A 20,184-nucleotide genomic window follows, 5' to 3' on the forward strand; every position below is an offset into this window, starting at 1 on the left:
TGTGAACAGGCTACAAAGAGTAGGGGGTTTTTTGTTTTAATCTTCCTTTAATCATTTTAAAATTTTGTAGAATTTTTTTAAGGAAATGGGAAAACTATACGTGAAATGTAAAATACCAAGGAGGATATACATGATGAAAAAAAGTATTTGGATGTTATTCGTTTCCGTATTTGCCATGGGATTGTTGTTTGGTTGTGCCCAGGATGATGAAGATCCGGTAGATGATGATCAGCCGACTGAAGAAGAACCACAAGAAGAAGCGCCAGAAGGAGATAATCCAGCAGACGATGACGCAACAAATGAAAATGATGTAACAGATGAAATGGAAGATGAGATGGAAGAGATGGAAGAAGAAGCAGAGGATATGATCGATGATGAAGATCAGAATAATGACGACATGAATCAAGATACAGATGAAAACAATAATAATGGTAACGAAGACACAATGAAGGACGATGAAAACAAATAATCGTCTCGTACACACTAAAAAGGAATCCATATAATTGGATTCTTTTTTTGTTCATTAAAATAACCCAAAACTTTACGCAAACCCTTGTTATTGCTATGGTTAATCCTTATATGATATAGTAAAAAAGCAAAATGACTGACTGGTCATTCTAAAAACGCTACTGATTCATATAAATACAGTGATCTGTGAAACCATTTAAACCATTCATGCGTATATCAAAACAGAAAGAAGGTGATGGTCTGTGAATGAAAAAAAGCAACGTATTATGGAGGAGAGTATGAAACTGTTTGCTGAAAAAGGATTTCATGCCACCTCGATTCAAGAAATAGCAAGAAAAAGTGAAGTATCAAAAGGTGCCTTTTATTTGTACTTCACCTCCAAAGAAGAATTAACAATAGAAATATTTGATTACTACACATCATTAATCATGGATAAATTTAGTTTGATTCAAAAGCAGGAAAAAGATGCGAAACAAAAACTTGTAGAACAAATCACGTTCTTTCTAGATCTAATCACAAATCATAAAGAGTATATGATTATGCACTTGCGAGACAACATACATATCGGACAGGATATTAATGACTTGGTACTGAAGTTAAATCAACGAGCATTTGAGTGGATAAAGACTGCATTGACAGAAATATATGGTGAAAAAATCAACCCGTATATCGTAGATTTTGCGATTCATTTAGATGGCATATTACAAGGGTATAGTAAAACAATTGTCATGCATGATTTGTATTTAGATAATCCATCACTAGCTAACTTTATTGTCGACCGTCTAGATAATATGATAATGGGTACGATGAATATGAATGCCCAAGCACAAATCCAGATCGAACAATTATCATTTACAAACGTACAGGCAACGATAAAGAAAGATAACATTGAACAATTAATAAATGAACTGAGTAATACAATACCCCAATTAACTGTAGCAGCGGACCAAAAGAAACAGTTGCAAGAAGCGGCTCAGATGATAAAGGATGAAGTACAGAAGCCAAAACAAAATCGAGTCATTTTAGAAGGAATATTAATGCAACTAAAAGGCATTCCATTATTAGAAGAACAAGTGGTTCGATTATCAAATGAGCTAGCCATAACGATAAAATAAAGGAGAAATACAATGAGAAAATTAAGCTATATACTTATAGGCATGCTACTCATATTAGTAGCTTGTACGGAAGATGATGCAAATACAGAAGAGCAAAAGGAAACAATAACCACTGTCGAAGTGGAAGAAGTAACAAAAGGTGACCTCACCGTTGAGAAGATGCTTTATGGACGTACCAGTCCGATTCAAACCACACCAGTGATGGCACCTATGGTTGGTGAGGTGGATAGCATTGCCGTTGAAAATGGTGACCAAGTAAAAGAAGATGATGAGATCTTAACTATCATTAGCTCACAAACAGGAAGAAAACTGACTATCACTGCATCTACTGACGGTCAGCTAGTGCAGTTTCAAGCAGCAGAAGGGGATATCATTTCAACAGAACAACCAGTTGCAATGATCGCTGATTTGTCAAAATTAACAGTAGATTTAACCGTAACAGCAAACAATCTACCATTATTTGAGCAGGCATCAGAAGTGAAGGCTTTATTTTCTAATGAAGAAAAAGAAACGACTGCAACAGTAGATAATATTGGTACATTACCAAATGAGACAGGACTGTATCCAGTGAAACTAATGGTTGATAATGAAGATAATCAATGGCAAGTTGGTACAGTAGCAAAAGTTAGTGTTGTAGAAAATACTGTAAAAGATACATGGGTGGTTCCAACAACAGCACTCGTCGAGGAAGATGATCAAACCTTTGTTTATGTGATAAACGGAGATATCGTAACAAAAGAAGAAGTGGACGTACTAGAAGCACAAACAGATCGAACAGCCATTGAAGCAGCGTTAACTAAAGGAGATCAAGTTGTGACAAGTGGCCAGTTAACCTTATCTGATGATGCTAAAATACGTATAAGTAATGGGGAGGACAATGCATCGTGAAGTTAGTAGATCAATCCGTCAAACGACCTGTTGGGGTCATTATGATTGTCCTAGCAATTATTGCACTAGGAATCATCTCTGTACGAAATTTAGCCATTGATTTAATGCCCGAGATTGATTTGCCAGTAGCTGTTGTTGCAGTCAATTACCCTGATGCAGCTCCTGAGGAAGTGGAAAAGCAAGTAAGTCAGCCGATTGAGTCTGCATTAAGTTCGATTGAGGGTGTGGAATCGATTCAAACACAATCACAATCGGGTTCAGCAATCATTTTAATGCAATTTAATATGGGCGCTGATTTAGATAATGCCCTACTAGAGGTTCGGGAAAGTGTGGATCAAGTCAAAGGTTTCCTACCAGAAAGTGCAGGAGAACCAAGTGTACTACGTTTTAATCCAAATCAAATGCCGATCATGTGGGTTGGGTTGTCTGGTGGCGATTTGACACAACTACAAGGGATTGGAGAGGATCAAGTCGTTCCTCAATTTGAACGCCAAGGTGGTGTCGCTTCAGTCTCTGTTGAAGGCGGTCAAACGCGCATCATTGAGCTAGAACTAGACCAGGCAAAGTTATTACAGTATGGCTTAAGTCCACAACAGATCATGCAAACACTTAGTCAAGTCAACCGATCTGCTTCAGCTGGTACAGTTGCTAAAGGGGATAAAAATTTAAACATTCGAATCGAAGGTACGTATACATCTGTAGATGATATCCGTGATACACAATTGCAAACGCAGCAAGGAGCGACTGTTCAAGTAGCAGATATCGCAACGGTTAAGGATACACTAGCCGATTCAGGAACGACATTAGTAAATGGCAAAGATGCTGTTGTGTTATCGGTGATGAAACAATCAGACGGTAATACAGTAGACGTTTCGAATCAAATTTTGGATAAAATGGATGAATTAAATCGCTCATTTCCGAGTGATGTAGAACTACAAGTAGTTGTTGATACATCTGATTTTATTAAACAATCTATTTCCTCAGTCATCCAAAATATGTTGTTAGGTGGATTATTTGCATTATTAATCCTCTTGTTATTCTTAAAAAGTTTTCGTGCAACACTGGTAGTTGGTCTTGCTATACCAATTGCTATTGTAGCTACATTTACATTAATATATTTTACAGGAGAAACATTAAACGTCCTTACAATGGGTGGTTTGGCACTAGGTTTGGGGATGATGGTAGACAGTTCAATTGTTATATTAGAAAATATTGTTTCTTATCGTCAACAAGGTTATTCCATGAAAGAAGCGGCGAAAAAAGGTGCCTCAGAATTAGCACCAGCAGTAATCGCCTCTACAACAACGACATTAGTGGTATTTTTACCAATTGTATTTGTAGAAGGCATTGCATCAGAACTATTTACACCGTTAGCATTAACCGTTGCTTTTGCATTAGTGGCCTCATTGATCGTGGCAATCACACTAATTCCAATGTTGTCATCTAAGTTATTATCAGTAAAAATGCAGGACCATGGCCGTAGATATTGGTTTGATCGTATTTTTACTCGATTTAATAATAGCTATCAAAATGTGTTAAAGCGGGTATTACATTTTAGAAAAACAACCATTTTTACAAGCTTAGTGATTATCCTAGGGAGCTTAGCGTTCATTCCATTTATTGGAACAGAATTCATTCCACAAGGAGACCAAGGACAATTAGAAGTATCGGTAGAAACGCCAGTTGGAACGACAGAAGCGAAGACAACTGAACTAGCTGAAAAGGTAAATGAAAAACTAGCTCGATATGAGGATGTCATTGAAGTCAGCTATGTAACCATAGGTGGTGGCGATGCAACATCAATGGCGATGATGGGTGGAGGCAGTACAAATAAAGCCTCTTATACCATTCAATTAGTTAAAGCGAGTGAGAGAGAGCAATCAACAGAAGATATTATGCAAGCCATTGATCAGGATGTTCAACAAATTGCAGGTGCTGACATTACAGTTAGCGCAGTTGGAGCAGCAATGAGTGGAGGAAGTCCTATTCAAATTCAGCTTAATGGACCAGAGCATGAAGTGCTTCAAGCATTAGCAGATGAAGTCATTGCTCAGATAAGTAATGTAGAAGGTGTTTATAATCCAACGACATCAGTAGAAGAAACAACACCACAATTAAATATTCACGTAGACAAAGGATTAGCAGCACAATATGGCTTGAGTGAATCGGAGGTAATGTCTCAAGTTCAACTACATTTCACCGGTCAAACCGTGATGCAGTATCGGGAAAATGGCGATGATATCGATGTGCGTCTCACTTATCCTGCATCTGAAAGGGATTCATTGAATGATCTGAAAAGCTTGTTGATCCAAAATCGCCAAGGATCACAAATTCCGTTAGAAACAATTGCAACCTTTAAACAAGAACAAGCACCAGCTACATTGACACGTCAAAATCAACAACAGCAAGTTAATATTTCTTCAGATGTTGTCGATCGGGACCTTGGTAGTGTTCGAGCAGCAATCGAATCAACATTAGACAGTATGGAACTGCCAGAAGATTACACCTACAGCATTGGTGGGCAAGCAGAAGATATGATGGAGGCATTTGCTGATTTAGCATTAGCACTTCTCTTATCTATCTTCTTAGTCTATGCAGTTATGGCTGTACAATTTGAAAATTTCCTATACCCGTTTGTGATCATGTTCTCGATGCCAGCAACCGTTGTAGGTATATTAGGTGGGTTGTTCATTACGAACACACCATTAAGTATCACTGCGTTTATTGGTGTAATCATGCTTGCAGGTATTGTCGTGAACAATGCCATTGTACTTGTTGATTATATCAATATTCTAAGAGCACGAGGAATGGATCGATACGAAGCAATCCTAGAAGCAGGAACAAGTAGAATGCGTCCGATCTTAATGACCACATTAACAACGATTCTTGCAATGATTCCATTAGGATTAGGAATAGGAGAAGGAGCGGAAATGCAACAACCAATGGCCATTACCGTTATCTTTGGCCTAACCATTTCAAGTATTTTCACCTTACTTCTCATCCCAGTTGTGTATACGTATTTTGACGATTTATCAGAAAAAATAAAAGGGAAATTTAAAAAAGCAGAAGAATAATACAAAGCGGAACAGCCCTGGTTACATAGGGCTGTTTTTTTTGGCTCTATTATATATGTTGGGGTATGAAAAAATAGATCATCGACAGCTTTGCTGGAGATGATCGCATATATTCCGGCGAAATCGCATATATTCCGGCGAAATCGCATATATTCCGGCGAAATCGCATATATTCCGGCGAAATCGCATATATTCCGGCGAAATCGCATATATTCCGGCGAAATCGCATATATTCCGGCGAAATAACATATATTTCGGCGAAATAACAATCCTCTCTTTTTTCTCAACGAGGTATAGTCTAAATCATTCTCGGTAAGGATAGACTTACTTAATGTAGTGCCATTACTCGATAGACATATCTTTTTATTTGCTAAAAGCTGCTGTGCTAAATAGTGATAGGAGTTGACGTTTCATTTTGGGAAAGAGAAAGCTTGCGGTAACCAGTATCGTCTTTATTATATTGACATTATGTATAAAAGTATCTGGACTGCTGCGAGATATGGTTATTGCCTATTATTTTGGTGACACCTATCAAGCAGATGCTTATTTAGCCGCATTCATCATTCCAAATATGTTATTTCTATTCTTAACAACGGGAATGAAAAATGCATTTATTCCAAGTTATTTAGCAGCAAAGGAGACAGGCACATCAACCATTTTATTCAATCAAATATGGAAAGTAACCGGAACAATTAGTCTCGGGTTAGGAATCATTGGCATGTTTACTGCACCACTAATCATTCCAAACATCTACCCAGATTTTCAACCAGCAGCAATGACCATTGCTGTTCAGGTAACCATGATCTTTATGGGATGTGTTAGTTTCGTAGGCTTAAATGCAGTGTTTGAAGCATACTTTGATGCCGAATCACAGTATACCGTTTCTGCTATTTCTCAATTGTTTGTCCTTCTTACTATGATCAGTTCAGCAATGCTTTTTGCTAACCAAATAGGACCTTATGCACTAGCATTTGGTTACCTTGCAGGTGTGATTATATCACTCCTATTTAAACTAATAATCATGCATAAACAACATATTTTACAATGGACTGCAAAAATACAGCGGCAAGAAGTAAAAGCATTCTTTATTGTATTCTTTCCAGTAGCAATAACGGTGATGGTCGGCCAAGTCAATCTTGCCGTAGATAATATATTTGCTAGTTATTTTGAAGAAGGCGTAGTAACCTATGTCAACTATGCAAAGAACCTTGTCCATTTTCCACAAGCCATATTTGCTGTAACGATTGGAACGATTACATTTCCATTAATAGCAAAAAGCTACGCCAAAGGAAACATAAAGCAATTGAAGGGTAGACTTGAGCAAGGATTGATGGTCATGTGTTATGTCTTATTACCTGCAATTACAGGGATGATGCTCCTTATGCCAACGATTATTCAATTATTATTCGAACGTGGTGCATTTACGAGAGCAGCGACATTGGCTACTACACAAGTAGCTTATTATTATTTAGGCTCGGTTATTTTTTTTAGTCTGACCGTTATTATCAATAATGGCATCTATACACTGAAAAAAGGACACGTTGTGATGTGGATAGGACTAGGATCTATTCTGTTCAACTTACTATGTAATAGTATTTTTACCAAATGGCTAGGATATGTAGGGATACCCTTTGCTTCGTCCATCGTTGGATTCGTATATGCAATTAGCTGTTATGTATTTCTTATACGGCAAGTTGGGTTTCTTTTTAAATTAAAAGAAATAATCGAAATCGTTAAAATAATTTTATCGTTAATCGTGATGATCATCGCGATACGATTCATTGCAAATATACAAGCCTATATGACAAATGGCATGTTCCTTATGATAACCATTTTCCTAGGCGTGCTTATATATGTACTATGTTCGTACATACTTAAAATAAAATCTTTTTATTTTCTGTGGAATACCCTGAGAAAAAAAGATAACAAGCAGATGTTGGAGGAGCAACCATGAAGCAATTAGAACGTGACACAACCTATAAAATAGAATATAGCTTCCTTTATTTTATTGTAATTCAACCGATTCTTGATCTATTTGCCTTTTTAGATTGGCCAATTTCAGACATTATTCGTGTAATGGCTATTCTTTTCGGAATGATCTATTTATTGTTTAGTCAGAATAAAAAAATCCAACAAGTTTCGTTACTTTATCACATGATTCTAATTGTTTATTTTTGCATTCATCTCATTGTTAGCTATTTGATAAAAGACCCCTTTGCTTTGACATTAGAAATAACACATAGTATAAAGACATTCTTTTTTATGCAACTATTATTTGTCTATGTTACGTTGATTTATTCGTTTAGCCACAAAAATAACAGCTGGCAAAATATAATTTTAAAAAACATCACGATTAGCATGATGCTTATTGCAGTCGTAATGGCGCTAGCAGAATTAACGAACACAGGAAAGCGTTCCTATGGCATGTTAGTGAAAGCTGGACACACGGGTTGGTTTTTTTCTGGAAATGAATTAAGTGCCATTTTAGCAATCGGATTTGGTTTTACGCTACTGTATTTTTTTAGACAAAAGCTTCTTCGCGTGAAAATCGTTTTATTCGGTCTATTAGGAGTACTATGTTGGTCTATGATGGCAATTGGGACAAAAGTAAGTTTCGGTGGAATGCTTTTGTTTTTAGTTGTAGGGATACTGATTGGCTGTTTCGATGTCTTTATTAAAAAAAGGAACGCCATACACGTATGGCTACCGTTCATACTCTTTATAGCTGCTCTGATGTGGCTGCCATTATCTCCAATTGGTCAAAATTTGCATATTACATTTGGCCAATCCTTTCCACCATCATTAGATGCAGAACAGCAAGCAATGGAGCAAGACGTAAAAGGGTTTGACAGCATGTTAAGTGGTCGTAGTGATTTCTTAAGACAAACGATTCAACAATATCAAGATGCGCCACTCGCACAACAGTTATTTGGAATGGGGTATGGAGGAAATTATCAAACAGAACCAAAACTGATTGAAATGGATCTATTAGATTGGCTGTTTGGCTTTGGCATCATTGGTTTTATCCTATTAATCACCCCATTATTTGTTCTTGCGATAAAACTATTCAAACATATTTTCCTAACAAAAGGGTTCGTTTGGAATAGGCAAATAATCATAGTGGGTTTGATTATCTCTATTGGCTTTGGTGCAGCAATGGTAGCAGGACATGTCCTTTCTTCCCCTGCAGTTAGTATCTATCTAGCGATTGCAATCGGATATTTGTATTCCTTGACACATCCGAAAGTAAACAAGCGAGAGGAGGGTGGGGATGTTGCAAACGAATCAGAATATCTTAGTCATTAGTACCATGTATCCTACAAAACAACATACCTCGTTTGGCATTTTTGTCAAAAATCAAGTAGAACAACTAAGAAATCAAGGTTTTTTTGTCGATGTTCTTGCAATAAAAGAACCGAAAATGGGAAAGACTAAGGTTATAAAAAAATATAGTAAATGGTTGATGAAAGCCATCCTAGTGTGTTTGAAAAAAAGAAATAAATATAGCGTAATACATGCGCATTATGTGTTTCCTAGTGGATGGATTGGACTGTGGTTTAAACGATGGTTTAAAGCGAAATTAATTGTTACCGCACATGGTGGCGATATTGACAAAATGGCCCACTTACATCCATGGATTTTTAAGCAAACCAAACGGATTTTGCAACAAGCGGATGAAGTGATAGTTGTTGGAGAAGGATTGAAACAAAGCATTTTGAATCAATTTGATATCCCAAAGAGAAACATACACGTCATGAATATGGGGGTCAATCGTAGTATATTTCGTCCAATGCCTCAACAAGAGGCCAAAACCACCTTACAACTTGATCGGGAACAAAAGATTATTTTATATGTAGGTAATCTTATTGAAGCAAAGGGAATGATCGAGCTTGTACAGGCTTATGATCAACTAAAAACAAGCGATCCAAATTTAGCACTACATCTAATCGGCGCGAAAAAAGATCCATCTTTTTACAAAAAATTAACGCATAGAATTGATCAACAAAAAATAAAGCATGTAACCTTTCATTCTGCCATGTCACAAAAGGAAATAGCGACCTGGATGGCTGCAGCTGATGTGTTTGTTCTTCCATCACATATGGAGGGGTTTGGCCTAGCGGCATTAGAAGCGATGGCATGTCATACACCAGTAGTTGGTACAAGTGTAGGTGGGTTACGTGTCTTACTAGATGGAGGAGCGGGATTAGCTGTTTCACCCAAACAAAAGGATCAGCTTGCACAAGGGTTAAAACAAGCATTATATAATCAAAGCCTACGGCAAAAAATGATTTACCATGGGGATAAAAAAGCGCAGCAAAACAACCAGGAAAGGTTGATTCAATCGCTCATTACAATTTATCGCAGATAGGAGCAACCAACGATGAAGCAAAAGAAATTACTCCTTATTTCTTCAATAGGTGGACATTTAACGCAACTGTTGCAACTAGAATCCATGTTCAAAAATTATCCTTATCACATCGTTACCGAAAAATCAACAATAACCGAAGAGCTAAAGAATAAATACCCAGTTTCCTTATTAGTGTACGGGGCAAGAAATTATCCATTGAGATATATGTTTAAATTTTCCTATAATACACTTAAATCATTCTGTATTTTTTTGAGACACCGCCCAGATATTATTATTACAACAGGCGCACATACCGCTGTTCCTATGTGTTACATTGCAAAATTGTTTCGAAAAAAAGTCATCTTTATCGAAAGCTTTGCTAAATCAACCAGTCCAACCTTATCTGGCCGCTTAGTCTATCCGATCTCTGATTTATTTATTGTCCAGTGGGAATCCATGAAAAAAATTTATCCCAAAGCAATTTATGGGGGGTCTATCTATTGATTTTTGTCGTATTAGGTACGCACGAACTCCCATTTACACGTTTACTTCAAGCAATTGATCAGTTAATTGCCAAAGGAATTATTACAGAACAAGTAATTGCACAAATTGGACATACACACTTCAACAGCAATCAAATGCAGCTGCATACATTTCTCACCTATGAACAAATGGATCATCTATATGAACAAGCCGATTTAATTGTTACGCATGCAGGGACAGGATCCGTTATTTCTGGGTTAAAAAAAGGAAAAGTGGTAATCGCTGTGCCAAGGTTAATGCAATTTGGGGAGCATAATGATGACCACCAACTGCAATTAATCGATGCATTTGAAAGACAAGGTCACATTCTAGCTTGCCGTGATACAAATCAGTTAGAGCAGGTATTCGAGCAATGCAAGCAGTTTAATCCAAAGCCATTCCAATCAGGGAGAACCAGATTATTTTCTATTCTTAATCAATTTATCCAACAGGAGATGACAGGAATAAACACGGACTAGCGACTCATACTAAGCATAAATCTTGCATATTTCTTTGTTTTTGTTACTGTAAAAAACACGTAACAAAATGTCAAAAGAAATTTCATGATTTTTTTAAAAAACTATGCTATAGTAACAAGAGTTGTACACAAATTTAGATTAGGTGTGAAACTTTTCTGCTATCACATTCGTCTAATATTAATATAGACCACTCTTTACAAATAGAGACGATGCTTTTAGAAAGACATGTCACAGGGTGATCGGGAGGAAACATATGAAATATCTTGCATTGCTTATTTGCTTTATCATAGCAATTATTTTAACACCCTTTGTAAAAAAAATAGCCATTCGTATTGGCGCTGTCGATCAACCAAATCAACGAAAAATACACGCAAAAATCATGCCAAGATTGGGTGGTTTAGCTATATTTATTAGCTTTATGATTGGTTTTATCATCTTTAATCCAGATAGTCCTTATTTTTGGCCAATACTCATTGGAGCCATTTTGGTAACAGCTACTGGTATTCTTGATGATTTATACGAATTATCAGCAAAAGTGAAATTTTTCGTCCAATTTGTAGCCGCAACCATTGTTGTATTAGGTGGCGCACAAATTACTTTCATTAATTTGCCTTTTGGTGAGACATTGCACTTTGGTTACTTAAGCATCCCAATAACAATCATTTGGATTGTTGGCGTAACCAATGCCATTAATTTAATTGATGGACTTGATGGATTAGCAGCTGGTGTATCATCTATTGCCCTTATTACCATTTCCGGATTAGCTATCTCTTTAGGAGATGGATTTGTTGCATTTGTTGGGTTTATGTTACTTGGAAGTACGTTAGGCTTCTTATTGTATAACTTCCATCCAGCAAAAATCTTTATGGGTGATACCGGTGCATTATTTTTAGGGTATATGATTGGTGTTTTGTCTATTCTAGGATTTAAAAACGCCACTTTATTCTCTTTAATTGTCCCAATAACCATTCTTGGTGTTCCATTATTAGATACGTTTTTTGCGATTGTCAGACGCTTTGTGCACAAAAAACCACTTTATTCACCGGATAAGCTACACTTGCATCATTGCTTATTGAAACTAGGATTTGGTCATAAACAAACGGTGATTTTAATTTACTCGATGAGTGCACTATTCAGTCTAGCGGCAATCATCTTTACAAAATCTACAATGTGGGGATCTACGATTACGTTATTCGCACTCATTCTGTTAATTGAGATTGTTGTTGAAATAACAGGATTAATTAGCGATAATTATCGCCCATTGTTGAAATTGCTTGATCGAAAGAAATAAATAATATCAAAATAAAAAGACTTTTTTTCTATTAAATAGAAAAAAAGTCTTTTTTGTTTTAAAATGCTTCTGCAACATTCGCCTCGGATTCATTATATATAAAATGCACAATATTGGTACTAGCTTTTCCACTTGAGTATTGATTCCACTGCTTGGCATAATTTCGTATTAAATTAAAATTAAATTTATTTGTTTCAATCAATGATACAATCTCATCTGTTGTGTGAGCAATAGGACCTGGAAGGTTTCTTTCATAATCTTCCCAAAATCCTTGTTTTACTGTGTATGATTCTAAATCATACGTAAAGAAAATCATTGGTTTCTCTAATAATGAAAATTCAAAAGGAATCGATGAATAGTCGGTAATTAATATATCCGTTATTACTAATAGATGATTAATATTTTCATAGTTAGAAACATCAATCACAAAATTCGGATAAGAGTTTTCAAATTTCCCCTGAATTGCTGGGTGAAGACGCAATAGTAAAACATAATTGTCTCCTAATGTGTGATAAAGCTTTTCAATGTCCAACTGTAAGTTTACTTGATGCAATTCATCATATCTAAATGTTGGCGCATATAAAATTATCTTTCTTCCTTGTAAAGATGGAAATTCATTTTTGGAATTTTCCTCTATTTGTTTTAGATGATATCTATTAAAGAAAGAATCAGTACGCGGAATGCCAGTTCTTAAAATTTGATCCTCAGATAGATTAAAACTTTTACGGAAGATTGTAGCCATCTTTTCTGATCCAACAACCACATAAGAAAAGCGATCATAAACTTTTTGAAACCGTCTATTTGCTCTATCTGATCGCGTAGCATTTGAGGGATCCATTAATCCAAATTGTTTAATAGCCCCTGCGGCATGCCAAAGTTGCACACAGCTGACATTCGGCTTGAATGATGTAACAGATAAAAATCCAAAGTAATTATCAATAAAAATTACTTTGGATGTAGCAAGGTGATAAATAGAACGAATATAATCTATCACTTGAAATACATGAAATTGTAAGGTTTGTATATTGTTAATAGTAGAAAAGTCTTTACGACAGCGCGAATCTTTTAAAACAACTAATTTATGATCGGTTAGTTGATTGACTTCATTAGCAACGTGATAGATATTGTCTCCAAAAGAACTAACAAAGACCGTCTTTTCTTCTTGCGGAAACAGTTTAAAGAAAGAAAATATGATCCTGAATAGGAACAGATAAATATTTATTGCAAATTCTCTAAGCATTATTTACCTTTTTCATATCATTTTTTATTTTAGTAGTAGAAATGCCAACTGTTCTTGGTAAATAAATGACCTCACAATAGTCTTTTAAAAAGTCAAATTTACCTTCCCAGTCATCTCCCATTACAAAAATATCAATATCATGGTTCTTTACATCAGCAATTTTTTGTTCCCATTCATGTTCAGGAATTACTTCATCTACATAGCGAATAGCTTCTAGAATCATTTTGCGATTTTCATAGCTATGATAAGATTTCTTACCTTTAATAGCATTAAATTCATCAGAAGAAATAGCAACGGTTAAATGATCTCCTAATTCCTTGGCGCGACGTAATATATTTATATGTCCATTGTGAAGCAAATCAAATGTACCGTATGTGATTACTTTTTTCATTGTTTTTTTGTCCTCCTAAAATTTACAAACACATAATCTTAAAACTTATTATCCCATAATTATTATTTTACCATAAATAATATACACTTAGTTTTACATTCTATTTACAAATTAACTAAAAGTCAACATATGTAAATGTAATTCACAAAAAATAACAAATTATTATTTTTTATGATAATTTTTTCAAATATATCTTAACATTTTTGGTCTTCTAATCCATAATAGAATAGTAACGGAATAATTAAAAGAAGGGAGAGAGTTGTTTTAAAAGAATGAAATTATATATGAAAATAGTATTCTCTTTATTGGTTTTCTTCACTAGTTTAGTTGTTTTTCAAACTAATAGTCTAGTAAATGCTAGTAGTAGTTGGAGTGGTGTTTATTATGACGAGAAAGATCTAACGGGTAATACAATAGATGTGACATCTGATGCACTGAAATTTAACTGGCAGTATGACGCTCCACATGCCAAAGTACCTTATTACGATTATTCTGCATCATTCTATAAGAAAGTACAAGGGAATCAAGATTACTTTGTACAAACCTATGCAGATGATGGTATTCGTGTAAAGGCAAACAATCAGTTAATTATTGATCGTTGGTCGAATGCGGCAGGTACGTACGATAGTGGACTGATAACCGGTTTAGGAGCTGGCGAGCATACCGTGCAAACCGACTACTTTGAAAATACCGGAAAAGCTGTTTTGTATGCAGAAGTAGTACCACTAGGTGATTGGTATGGTTACTACTATAACAATACAGCGGTAGAAGGAACGCCAGAGAATGCTAGAATGATCGCTGCAGAAAGTGATGGTTCTCTAAAAGAAGATCATGGATACAACGCTCCAATAAGTGGTGTATCAAAAGATGAATTTTCTGCAAAGTATGTTACAGCTAAAGCGATAGAAGCTGGACAATATATCGTTCGTGCTGGTGCGGATGATGGTGTGCGCGTTTATGTCGATGGTAAGTTAGTACTTGATCGTTGGACTAATAGTCGTTATCGTGAAGATGCGGTGAAATTAGATATAAATGATAATAATCAGGCACCAAACGGTCAACAAAATATCCATTGGATTGAAGTAGAATATTATGATAAAACAAACCATGCCAAAGTTGATGTATCAATCGAACCTTACAGTAAGAATGATGCTATAAGTACTGATGGATGGTATGCAGAGTACTATTCGAATACAGCATTACAAGGTATACCATATGTAGAAGGTGGAACGAATGCAACAAACAAAATAGAAAAAATAGACTTTAACTGGGGATTAGGCTCTCCACATATAAGTGTACCTGTTGATGATTTCTCAGTAAGGTATCAAAAGAAATTCAATCTATCTTCTTCCAAAAAGTATCTTGTAAATGCAGAAGCAGATAATGCAGTAAGGATCTATGTTGATGATGAACTAGTAATTGATAAGTGGAATTCGAGTGTGCATTCTTTTAAAGAATTGATGGAGATACCTAAGGGCGAACATATCGTCCGAGTGGAGCACTACGAAAAAACAATCGACTCGAAGCTAAAGGTAGAATTTACTGAGGTTAATCAAGATAAATTCTATGACACAGTCACTTACAATTATACATTTGATTACATGGTAGACAGGCAAGTACGATATGGAAGTAATAAAAGTGATGCAACAGGTAGTTGGATAGATGCAACAAGAAATCAAATAGCTTATTATGTAAACCCCAATAATTTTAATGCTAAAGACTCAGCATCCTATTTTCAATTTATGAAACTATCAGAAACAGCTAATATAAATACAAAGGAAGTAAATGAAAATATACTTACTTCAAGTACGAATAAATTGGCTGGGCTAGCTAAAGTCTTTAAAGATGCTGGTAATGATTATGGTATAAATGAAGTCTATCTATTATCCCATGCGTTACATGAAACTGGATATGGTAAATCAGATTTATCTAAAGGTGTCAAAGTTAATGATAAGATAGTCTATAATATGTACGGTATTGCTGCTTATGATGGTACAGCAGTACTAAGTGGTTCAGAATTCGCATATAAAAATGAGTGGTTTACACCAGAAGCTGCCATAAGAGGAGGCGCTGAATGGATTGCTAATAATTATATTAAACGAGGACAAGATACCTTGTTTAAGATGAAATGGAATCCAGATAGTCCGGCTACTCATCAATATGCAACAGATGTGGGATGGGCCGAAAAAATAACCTCTACAATTAATAAGGTGTATAATAGTATTCAGAACTATGTACTATTCTTTGAGGAACCTATTTTCAATGAACAACCAGATTCAGGTTATAAAGATATTATTTATCCAAAAGGGGTATATGGATTAGTCAATGTTGATAATCTCAATTTTAGAACTGGTCCAAGTACGTCATATGACATCATACGTCAACTTAGCAAGAATACAAAAGTTGAAGTTATAGGGAAAAATGATGTTGATGGTTGGTATAATATTATTGTTGACGGTAAAGAAGGCTGGGTTGCAGCAAAATACATTGATGTATTAAACCTTCTTCAAGTTGATCTAACATCAGGCACGCTTAATGTAAGAAGTGACAGTAGTACAAATTCAGAGATAATCGGTTCTCTAGTAGATAATAGATATGTTGCTGGTGTTATGTCCGACAATTCTATGGTACAGACAACAGATTGGTATAACATAGGATTTGATGGTAAAAATGGCTGGGTTCACAAAGATTTTGTAAATCGTATTGAGTAAGATGTGAATCAACTTTATAGATTTTTGAAAAAACAGGAGCTAACCTAATTATTAGGAAGGCTTCTGTTTTATATGTAATCATTTTTCATAAAACTACATAGTCATATATCTATTTACATATATAATATTTTTTGTAAACTATTCATGTTCGTGATATAATTTGTTATTGAAATTTACATTGAATAAGGTGGAAAAAAATTGAAAAAAATATCAGTAATTGTACCGGTTTTTAATACGGAGGAATTTCTAGAAGATTGTTTATATTCCATAGTTAATCAATCATATTCAAATCTTGAAATAATAATCATAAATGATGGCTCTACGGATAATAGCCAACAAATTATTGATTCATTTGTAGAACAAGACGCACGCATCACATCTTATCTATTCGAGGGAAATAATGGGATGGGAGTAGCGAGAAACTATGGTCTGCAAAAGGCTACTGGAGACTTTATTTATTTTGTAGATAGCGATGATTTTATACCCTTAGATATTTTACAATTATTGATGAATAACATCGATGAATATCCAGTTATATCTGGAAAACTTAAACGCACAGATAAATCAGAAAATAACAATATAGAAATCACGGAAGTGTCACCTATATATTATACAAAGAAAAGAACAAAAATATTTAAGAATAAATCAGCTCTGAATAGACTTTATCGAAAAGACTTTCTTGATCAGTATAATATCCGTTTTTCAGAAGAGGTTGCCTACTTCTCAGATATTGCATTTATTGCCGAGGTACTACAACATACATCAAGAATTCCTTATGTAAAGGAATGTGTATATTATAAGAGAAGACGAAATGATCCTATTAATAACGCCTCTTTGATGCAGCAAGGAAAAAAAGAAAAAATAAAAGCTCTTACTTTCTTGTATATTAAATTAAAAGGTAATTACGAAGAGGATACTCTAGTTTCCAAATACTTAGATCAACAACTGTTAAATTACTATCGCAAATCCATAGTAGTTTATTTCAAAAAAGAAGAAAATATCGTTGACGTTTTTGAGGATTTAGCTAGAGCAATGAAAAAAGTAGATAATAGGTACTTATCAAATAGAAGTAAGTTACTGAAACGAGAAATCAAACCTATGCGTGATAATAATTTAAAATTATTTAAAAAGGTAAATAACCAACACCAAATGCTTAGGGGTTTTAAAAAAGGGTTTAAGAGTAAAAGAGCTTTCTACTTACAAATATATCGTTCTGTTTTCACTAAGCTATCATTGAAAAATGACTTGATTATCTTTGAGAGCTTTTTAGGTAGAAATTATTCTGACAATCCTAAATATATTTATGAACATATGGTTCAAAATAATATGAATTATGAATTTGTGTGGAGCTTTAATGAAACTAATAAAAATATTCCTGGAAACGCGAAACAAGTCAAGCGTTTTAGTTTAAAGTACTATTATTATATGGCCAGAGCGAAGTATTGGGTGAGTAATGCTCGTATACCTAAAACTTTAGGGAAGAGAGAAGGAAATATATATCTTCAAACATGGCATGGGACACCTTTAAAGACGCTTGTTTTTGATATTAAGGATATTCATTCAGCTGATCCTAATCATAAGAAAAATTTCTATATACAATCACGAAGATGGGATTTTCTGATTTCTCCAAATCAATATTCAACAGATATCTTTAGAAGAGCATTTCAATTTAACAATGAGATGTTAGAATATGGATATCCGCGAAATGATATACTTTATTCAAAAAACACGACACAAGACATATTATCTCTAAAGCAACAATTTAATATACCTTCAAATAAAAAAGTGATTTTATATGCACCGACATGGAGAGACAATGAATTTTTTGAGAAAGGCAAATATAAATTCACGCTCAAACTAGAACTGGATAAATTAAGAGAAGAATTGAGTGACGAGTATATTATTATTCTAAGAACGCATTACCATATCTCGAACCAACTAGATATTTCAGAATATGAAGGTTTTGCCTTTGACATGTCGAACTATGATGATATTGCTGAGTTATATTTAATAACTGATATTTTAATTACAGACTATTCATCTGTTTTCTTTGACTTTGCAAACCTTAAAAGACCAATTTTATTCTACACCTATGATCTAGAAAGTTATCGTGATACGATAAGAGGATTTTATTTTGATATTGAAAAAGAAGTACCAGGTCCTCTGTTAAAAACAACTGAATCTGTTATTGATTCAATTAAGAATATTGACCAAGTACAATTGGAATACCAAGAAAGATATAATGAATTTTATGAGAAGTTTTGTAAGTGGGATGACGGTAATGCATCGAAAAAAGTGGTTGATCGAGTATTTAAGCAAGAAATTGACTAGAGGTGAACCTTTTGTTAAAGAAAGCAATCAAAAAAGCGATGAAAAGTCGCCATATAAAAGAATTATACAAATATCTATTTTTTTTAATTGGCTTGTTGCCAGTGAAAAAAAATGTGATTATCTTTGAAAGTTTTCTTGGTAAACAATACAGTGATAATCCTAGAGCGCTTTATGAGTATATGATAGCTCATAATTACCAAAAATCTTTTAAGATGTATTGGAGTATAAACGGAAAAGATATACAAAAGGTTCAGAACTATGACATTACTATTATTAAACGATTATCACTCAAGTGGTTGTGGTTGATGCCGCGTGCGAAGTATTGGATTGTAAATAGTAGGCTTCCTATATGGATTCCGAAACCAAAAAATACAGTTTATTTACAAACGTGGCATGGAACCCCCTTGAAGAAGCTGGCACTTGACATGAAAGAGGTACACATGCCGGGCACAAATACAGAGAAATATAAGGCGAATTTCTTGTACGAGTCTAGGAAATGGGACTACTTAATTTCTCCAAATCGTTATTCTACTAACATATTTAAGCGCGCATTTCAATTTGATAAAGAAATGATAGAATCCGGATATCCACGTAATGATTACTTATACAACAATAATAATGATAACTATATCAGTCAATTAAAGGAAAAACTTGGGTTAGATAAAGATAAAAAAATAATTCTTTATGCACCGACATGGCGAGATAATAGCTTCTATGGAAAAGGAAGATATAAATTTGATCTTGAACTAGATTTATCTCTGATGAAGGAAAAATTGGGTAATGATTATATCATTTTATTACGTATGCATTATTTAGTGGCAGAACACCTTGATTTATCTGAATGTGAATCATTTATTTATGATTTTTCAAAATATGAAGATATCCGAGATTTATACCTAGTTTCAGACATACTTGTAACTGATTATTCTTCTGTCTTTTTTGATTATGCAAATCTAAGGCGTCCAATGTTATTTTTTGTCCACGACATAGACAACTATCGTGATAATTTAAGAGGATTTTATTTTGATTTTGAAACGGAAGCACCAGGTCCGCTAGTAAAGACGACGCAAGAACTAATCAATGAAATAGTAGCAATGGAGGACGGTCAGTTTTCTAAGGTGCAATATTTAGATAACTTCAGGGAGAAATTTTGTAAATTGGAAGATGGTAATGCATCAAAAAGGGTTATTGATAAAATTATTAAATAAATAGAACTGTTTTTTTCATTATAGACAAGGGATTTTATTTCCCTTGTTTTTTATGAGCTGAATTTGCCGATGGTTTAAAGCTATATTATTTAAAAATAAACTCGAGTGATTAGTATGT

The 20,184-nt window shown here is 34.5% G+C and carries 14 protein-coding genes and 1 pseudogene; 13 read left to right on the forward strand and 2 right to left on the reverse strand.

The genetic code is table 11. The features are described from left to right. Positions 1–133 precede the first annotated feature (133 nt). The 10 genes from BN1058_RS02055 to BN1058_RS02100 all read left to right on the forward strand — a co-directional run bounded on the left by BN1058_RS02055 (position 134) and on the right by BN1058_RS02100 (position 12,185). Positions 134–469 (forward strand): hypothetical protein, encoded by a 336-nt coding sequence (locus BN1058_RS02055; RefSeq protein ID WP_141652097.1) that lies wholly within the window; start codon positions 134–136, stop codon positions 467–469. Positions 470–710: 241 nt separating this feature from the next. Then, complete coding sequence (locus BN1058_RS02060; protein ID WP_090852170.1) at positions 711–1,583, forward strand: TetR/AcrR family transcriptional regulator; 873 nt, start codon at positions 711–713, stop codon at positions 1,581–1,583. 12 nt (positions 1,584–1,595) lie between these two features. Further along, complete coding sequence (locus BN1058_RS02065) at positions 1,596–2,471, forward strand: efflux RND transporter periplasmic adaptor subunit (RefSeq protein ID WP_090852173.1); 876 nt, start codon at positions 1,596–1,598, stop codon at positions 2,469–2,471. Further along, positions 2,468–5,545 (forward strand): efflux RND transporter permease subunit, encoded by a 3,078-nt coding sequence (locus BN1058_RS02070; RefSeq protein ID WP_090852176.1) that lies wholly within the window; start codon positions 2,468–2,470, stop codon positions 5,543–5,545. Before BN1058_RS02065 ends, BN1058_RS02070 begins: the two co-directional genes overlap by 4 nt. A gap of 415 nt (positions 5,546–5,960) precedes the next feature. Then, on the forward strand, positions 5,961–7,499 hold the full coding sequence (gene murJ / locus BN1058_RS02075) for a murein biosynthesis integral membrane protein MurJ (protein WP_090852178.1): 1,539 nt from the start codon (positions 5,961–5,963) through the stop codon (positions 7,497–7,499). Continuing rightward, a complete protein-coding gene (locus BN1058_RS02080; RefSeq protein ID WP_090852181.1) occupies positions 7,496–8,851 on the forward strand; it encodes an O-antigen ligase family protein in 1,356 nt (451 codons plus the stop codon). Before murJ ends, BN1058_RS02080 begins: the two co-directional genes overlap by 4 nt. After that, positions 8,817–9,914, forward strand: coding sequence for a glycosyltransferase (locus BN1058_RS02085; protein ID WP_255306951.1), 1,098 nt, complete (start codon positions 8,817–8,819; stop codon positions 9,912–9,914). Before BN1058_RS02080 ends, BN1058_RS02085 begins: the two co-directional genes overlap by 35 nt. Positions 9,915–9,926: 12 nt before the next feature. Continuing rightward, positions 9,927–10,397, forward strand: coding sequence for a PssD/Cps14F family polysaccharide biosynthesis glycosyltransferase (gene pssD, locus BN1058_RS02090; protein WP_090852184.1), 471 nt, complete (start codon positions 9,927–9,929; stop codon positions 10,395–10,397). After that, positions 10,394–10,894, forward strand: coding sequence for a PssE/Cps14G family polysaccharide biosynthesis glycosyltransferase (gene pssE / locus BN1058_RS02095; RefSeq protein ID WP_090852187.1), 501 nt, complete (start codon positions 10,394–10,396; stop codon positions 10,892–10,894). The genes pssD and pssE overlap by 4 nt, the downstream gene beginning before the upstream one ends. A gap of 253 nt (positions 10,895–11,147) precedes the next feature. Further along, complete coding sequence (locus BN1058_RS02100) at positions 11,148–12,185, forward strand: glycosyltransferase family 4 protein (RefSeq protein ID WP_090852190.1); 1,038 nt, start codon at positions 11,148–11,150, stop codon at positions 12,183–12,185. 58 nt (positions 12,186–12,243) lie between these two features. Here BN1058_RS02100 and BN1058_RS02105 read toward each other — a convergent pair whose 3' ends face one another. Both BN1058_RS02105 and tagD read right to left on the reverse strand, forming a co-directional pair. Beyond that, on the reverse strand, positions 12,244–13,425 hold the full coding sequence (locus tag BN1058_RS02105; protein WP_090852193.1) for a CDP-glycerol glycerophosphotransferase family protein: 1,182 nt from the start codon (positions 13,423–13,425) through the stop codon (positions 12,244–12,246). After that, on the reverse strand, positions 13,418–13,816 hold the full coding sequence (gene tagD, locus BN1058_RS02110) for a glycerol-3-phosphate cytidylyltransferase (RefSeq protein WP_090852196.1): 399 nt from the start codon (positions 13,814–13,816) through the stop codon (positions 13,418–13,420). Before tagD ends, BN1058_RS02105 begins: the two co-directional genes overlap by 8 nt. A gap of 284 nt (positions 13,817–14,100) precedes the next feature. Between tagD and BN1058_RS02115 the strand changes: the two genes are divergently transcribed. From BN1058_RS02115 to BN1058_RS02125, 3 genes and pseudogenes are all read left to right on the forward strand, one after another. Beyond that, positions 14,101–16,527 (forward strand): PA14 domain-containing protein, encoded by a 2,427-nt coding sequence (locus BN1058_RS02115; RefSeq protein WP_176694419.1) that lies wholly within the window; start codon positions 14,101–14,103, stop codon positions 16,525–16,527. Positions 16,528–16,725: 198 nt separating this feature from the next. Further along, positions 16,726–18,858 carry a bifunctional glycosyltransferase/CDP-glycerol:glycerophosphate glycerophosphotransferase gene (locus tag BN1058_RS02120; RefSeq protein WP_090852203.1) on the forward strand — a complete coding sequence of 711 codons (2,133 nt, stop codon included), beginning with the start codon at positions 16,726–16,728 and terminating at the stop codon, positions 18,856–18,858. Positions 18,859–18,884: 26 nt separating this feature from the next. Further along, positions 18,885–20,066 (forward strand): annotated as a pseudogene (locus BN1058_RS02125) (CDP-glycerol glycerophosphotransferase family protein); the annotation flags it as partial. Positions 20,067–20,184: the final 118 nt, after the last annotated feature.

The organism is Paraliobacillus sp. PM-2 (assembly GCF_001368815.1).
Classification (GTDB): domain Bacteria; phylum Bacillota; class Bacilli; order Bacillales; family Amphibacillaceae; genus Paraliobacillus.

Excerpts from the sequence above, each read along its gene's own strand:
- BN1058_RS02055 (WP_141652097.1), top strand. The coding sequence starts at position 134 with ATGAAAAAAAGTATTTGGATGTTATTCGTTTCCGTATTTGCCATGGGA.
- BN1058_RS02065 (WP_090852173.1), top strand. The coding sequence starts at position 1,596 with ATGAGAAAATTAAGCTATATACTTATAGGCATGCTACTCATATTAGTA.
- BN1058_RS02080 (WP_090852181.1), top strand. The coding sequence starts at position 7,496 with ATGAAGCAATTAGAACGTGACACAACCTATAAAATAGAATATAGCTTC.
- BN1058_RS02085 (WP_255306951.1), top strand. The coding sequence starts at position 8,817 with ATGTTGCAAACGAATCAGAATATCTTAGTCATTAGTACCATGTATCCT.
- pssD (WP_090852184.1), top strand. The coding sequence starts at position 9,927 with ATGAAGCAAAAGAAATTACTCCTTATTTCTTCAATAGGTGGACATTTA.
- BN1058_RS02100 (WP_090852190.1), top strand. The coding sequence starts at position 11,148 with ATGAAATATCTTGCATTGCTTATTTGCTTTATCATAGCAATTATTTTA.
- BN1058_RS02105 (WP_090852193.1), bottom strand. The coding sequence starts at position 13,425 with ATGCTTAGAGAATTTGCAATAAATATTTATCTGTTCCTATTCAGGATC.
- tagD (WP_090852196.1), bottom strand. The coding sequence starts at position 13,816 with ATGAAAAAAGTAATCACATACGGTACATTTGATTTGCTTCACAATGGA.
- BN1058_RS02115 (WP_176694419.1), top strand. The coding sequence starts at position 14,101 with ATGAAAATAGTATTCTCTTTATTGGTTTTCTTCACTAGTTTAGTTGTT.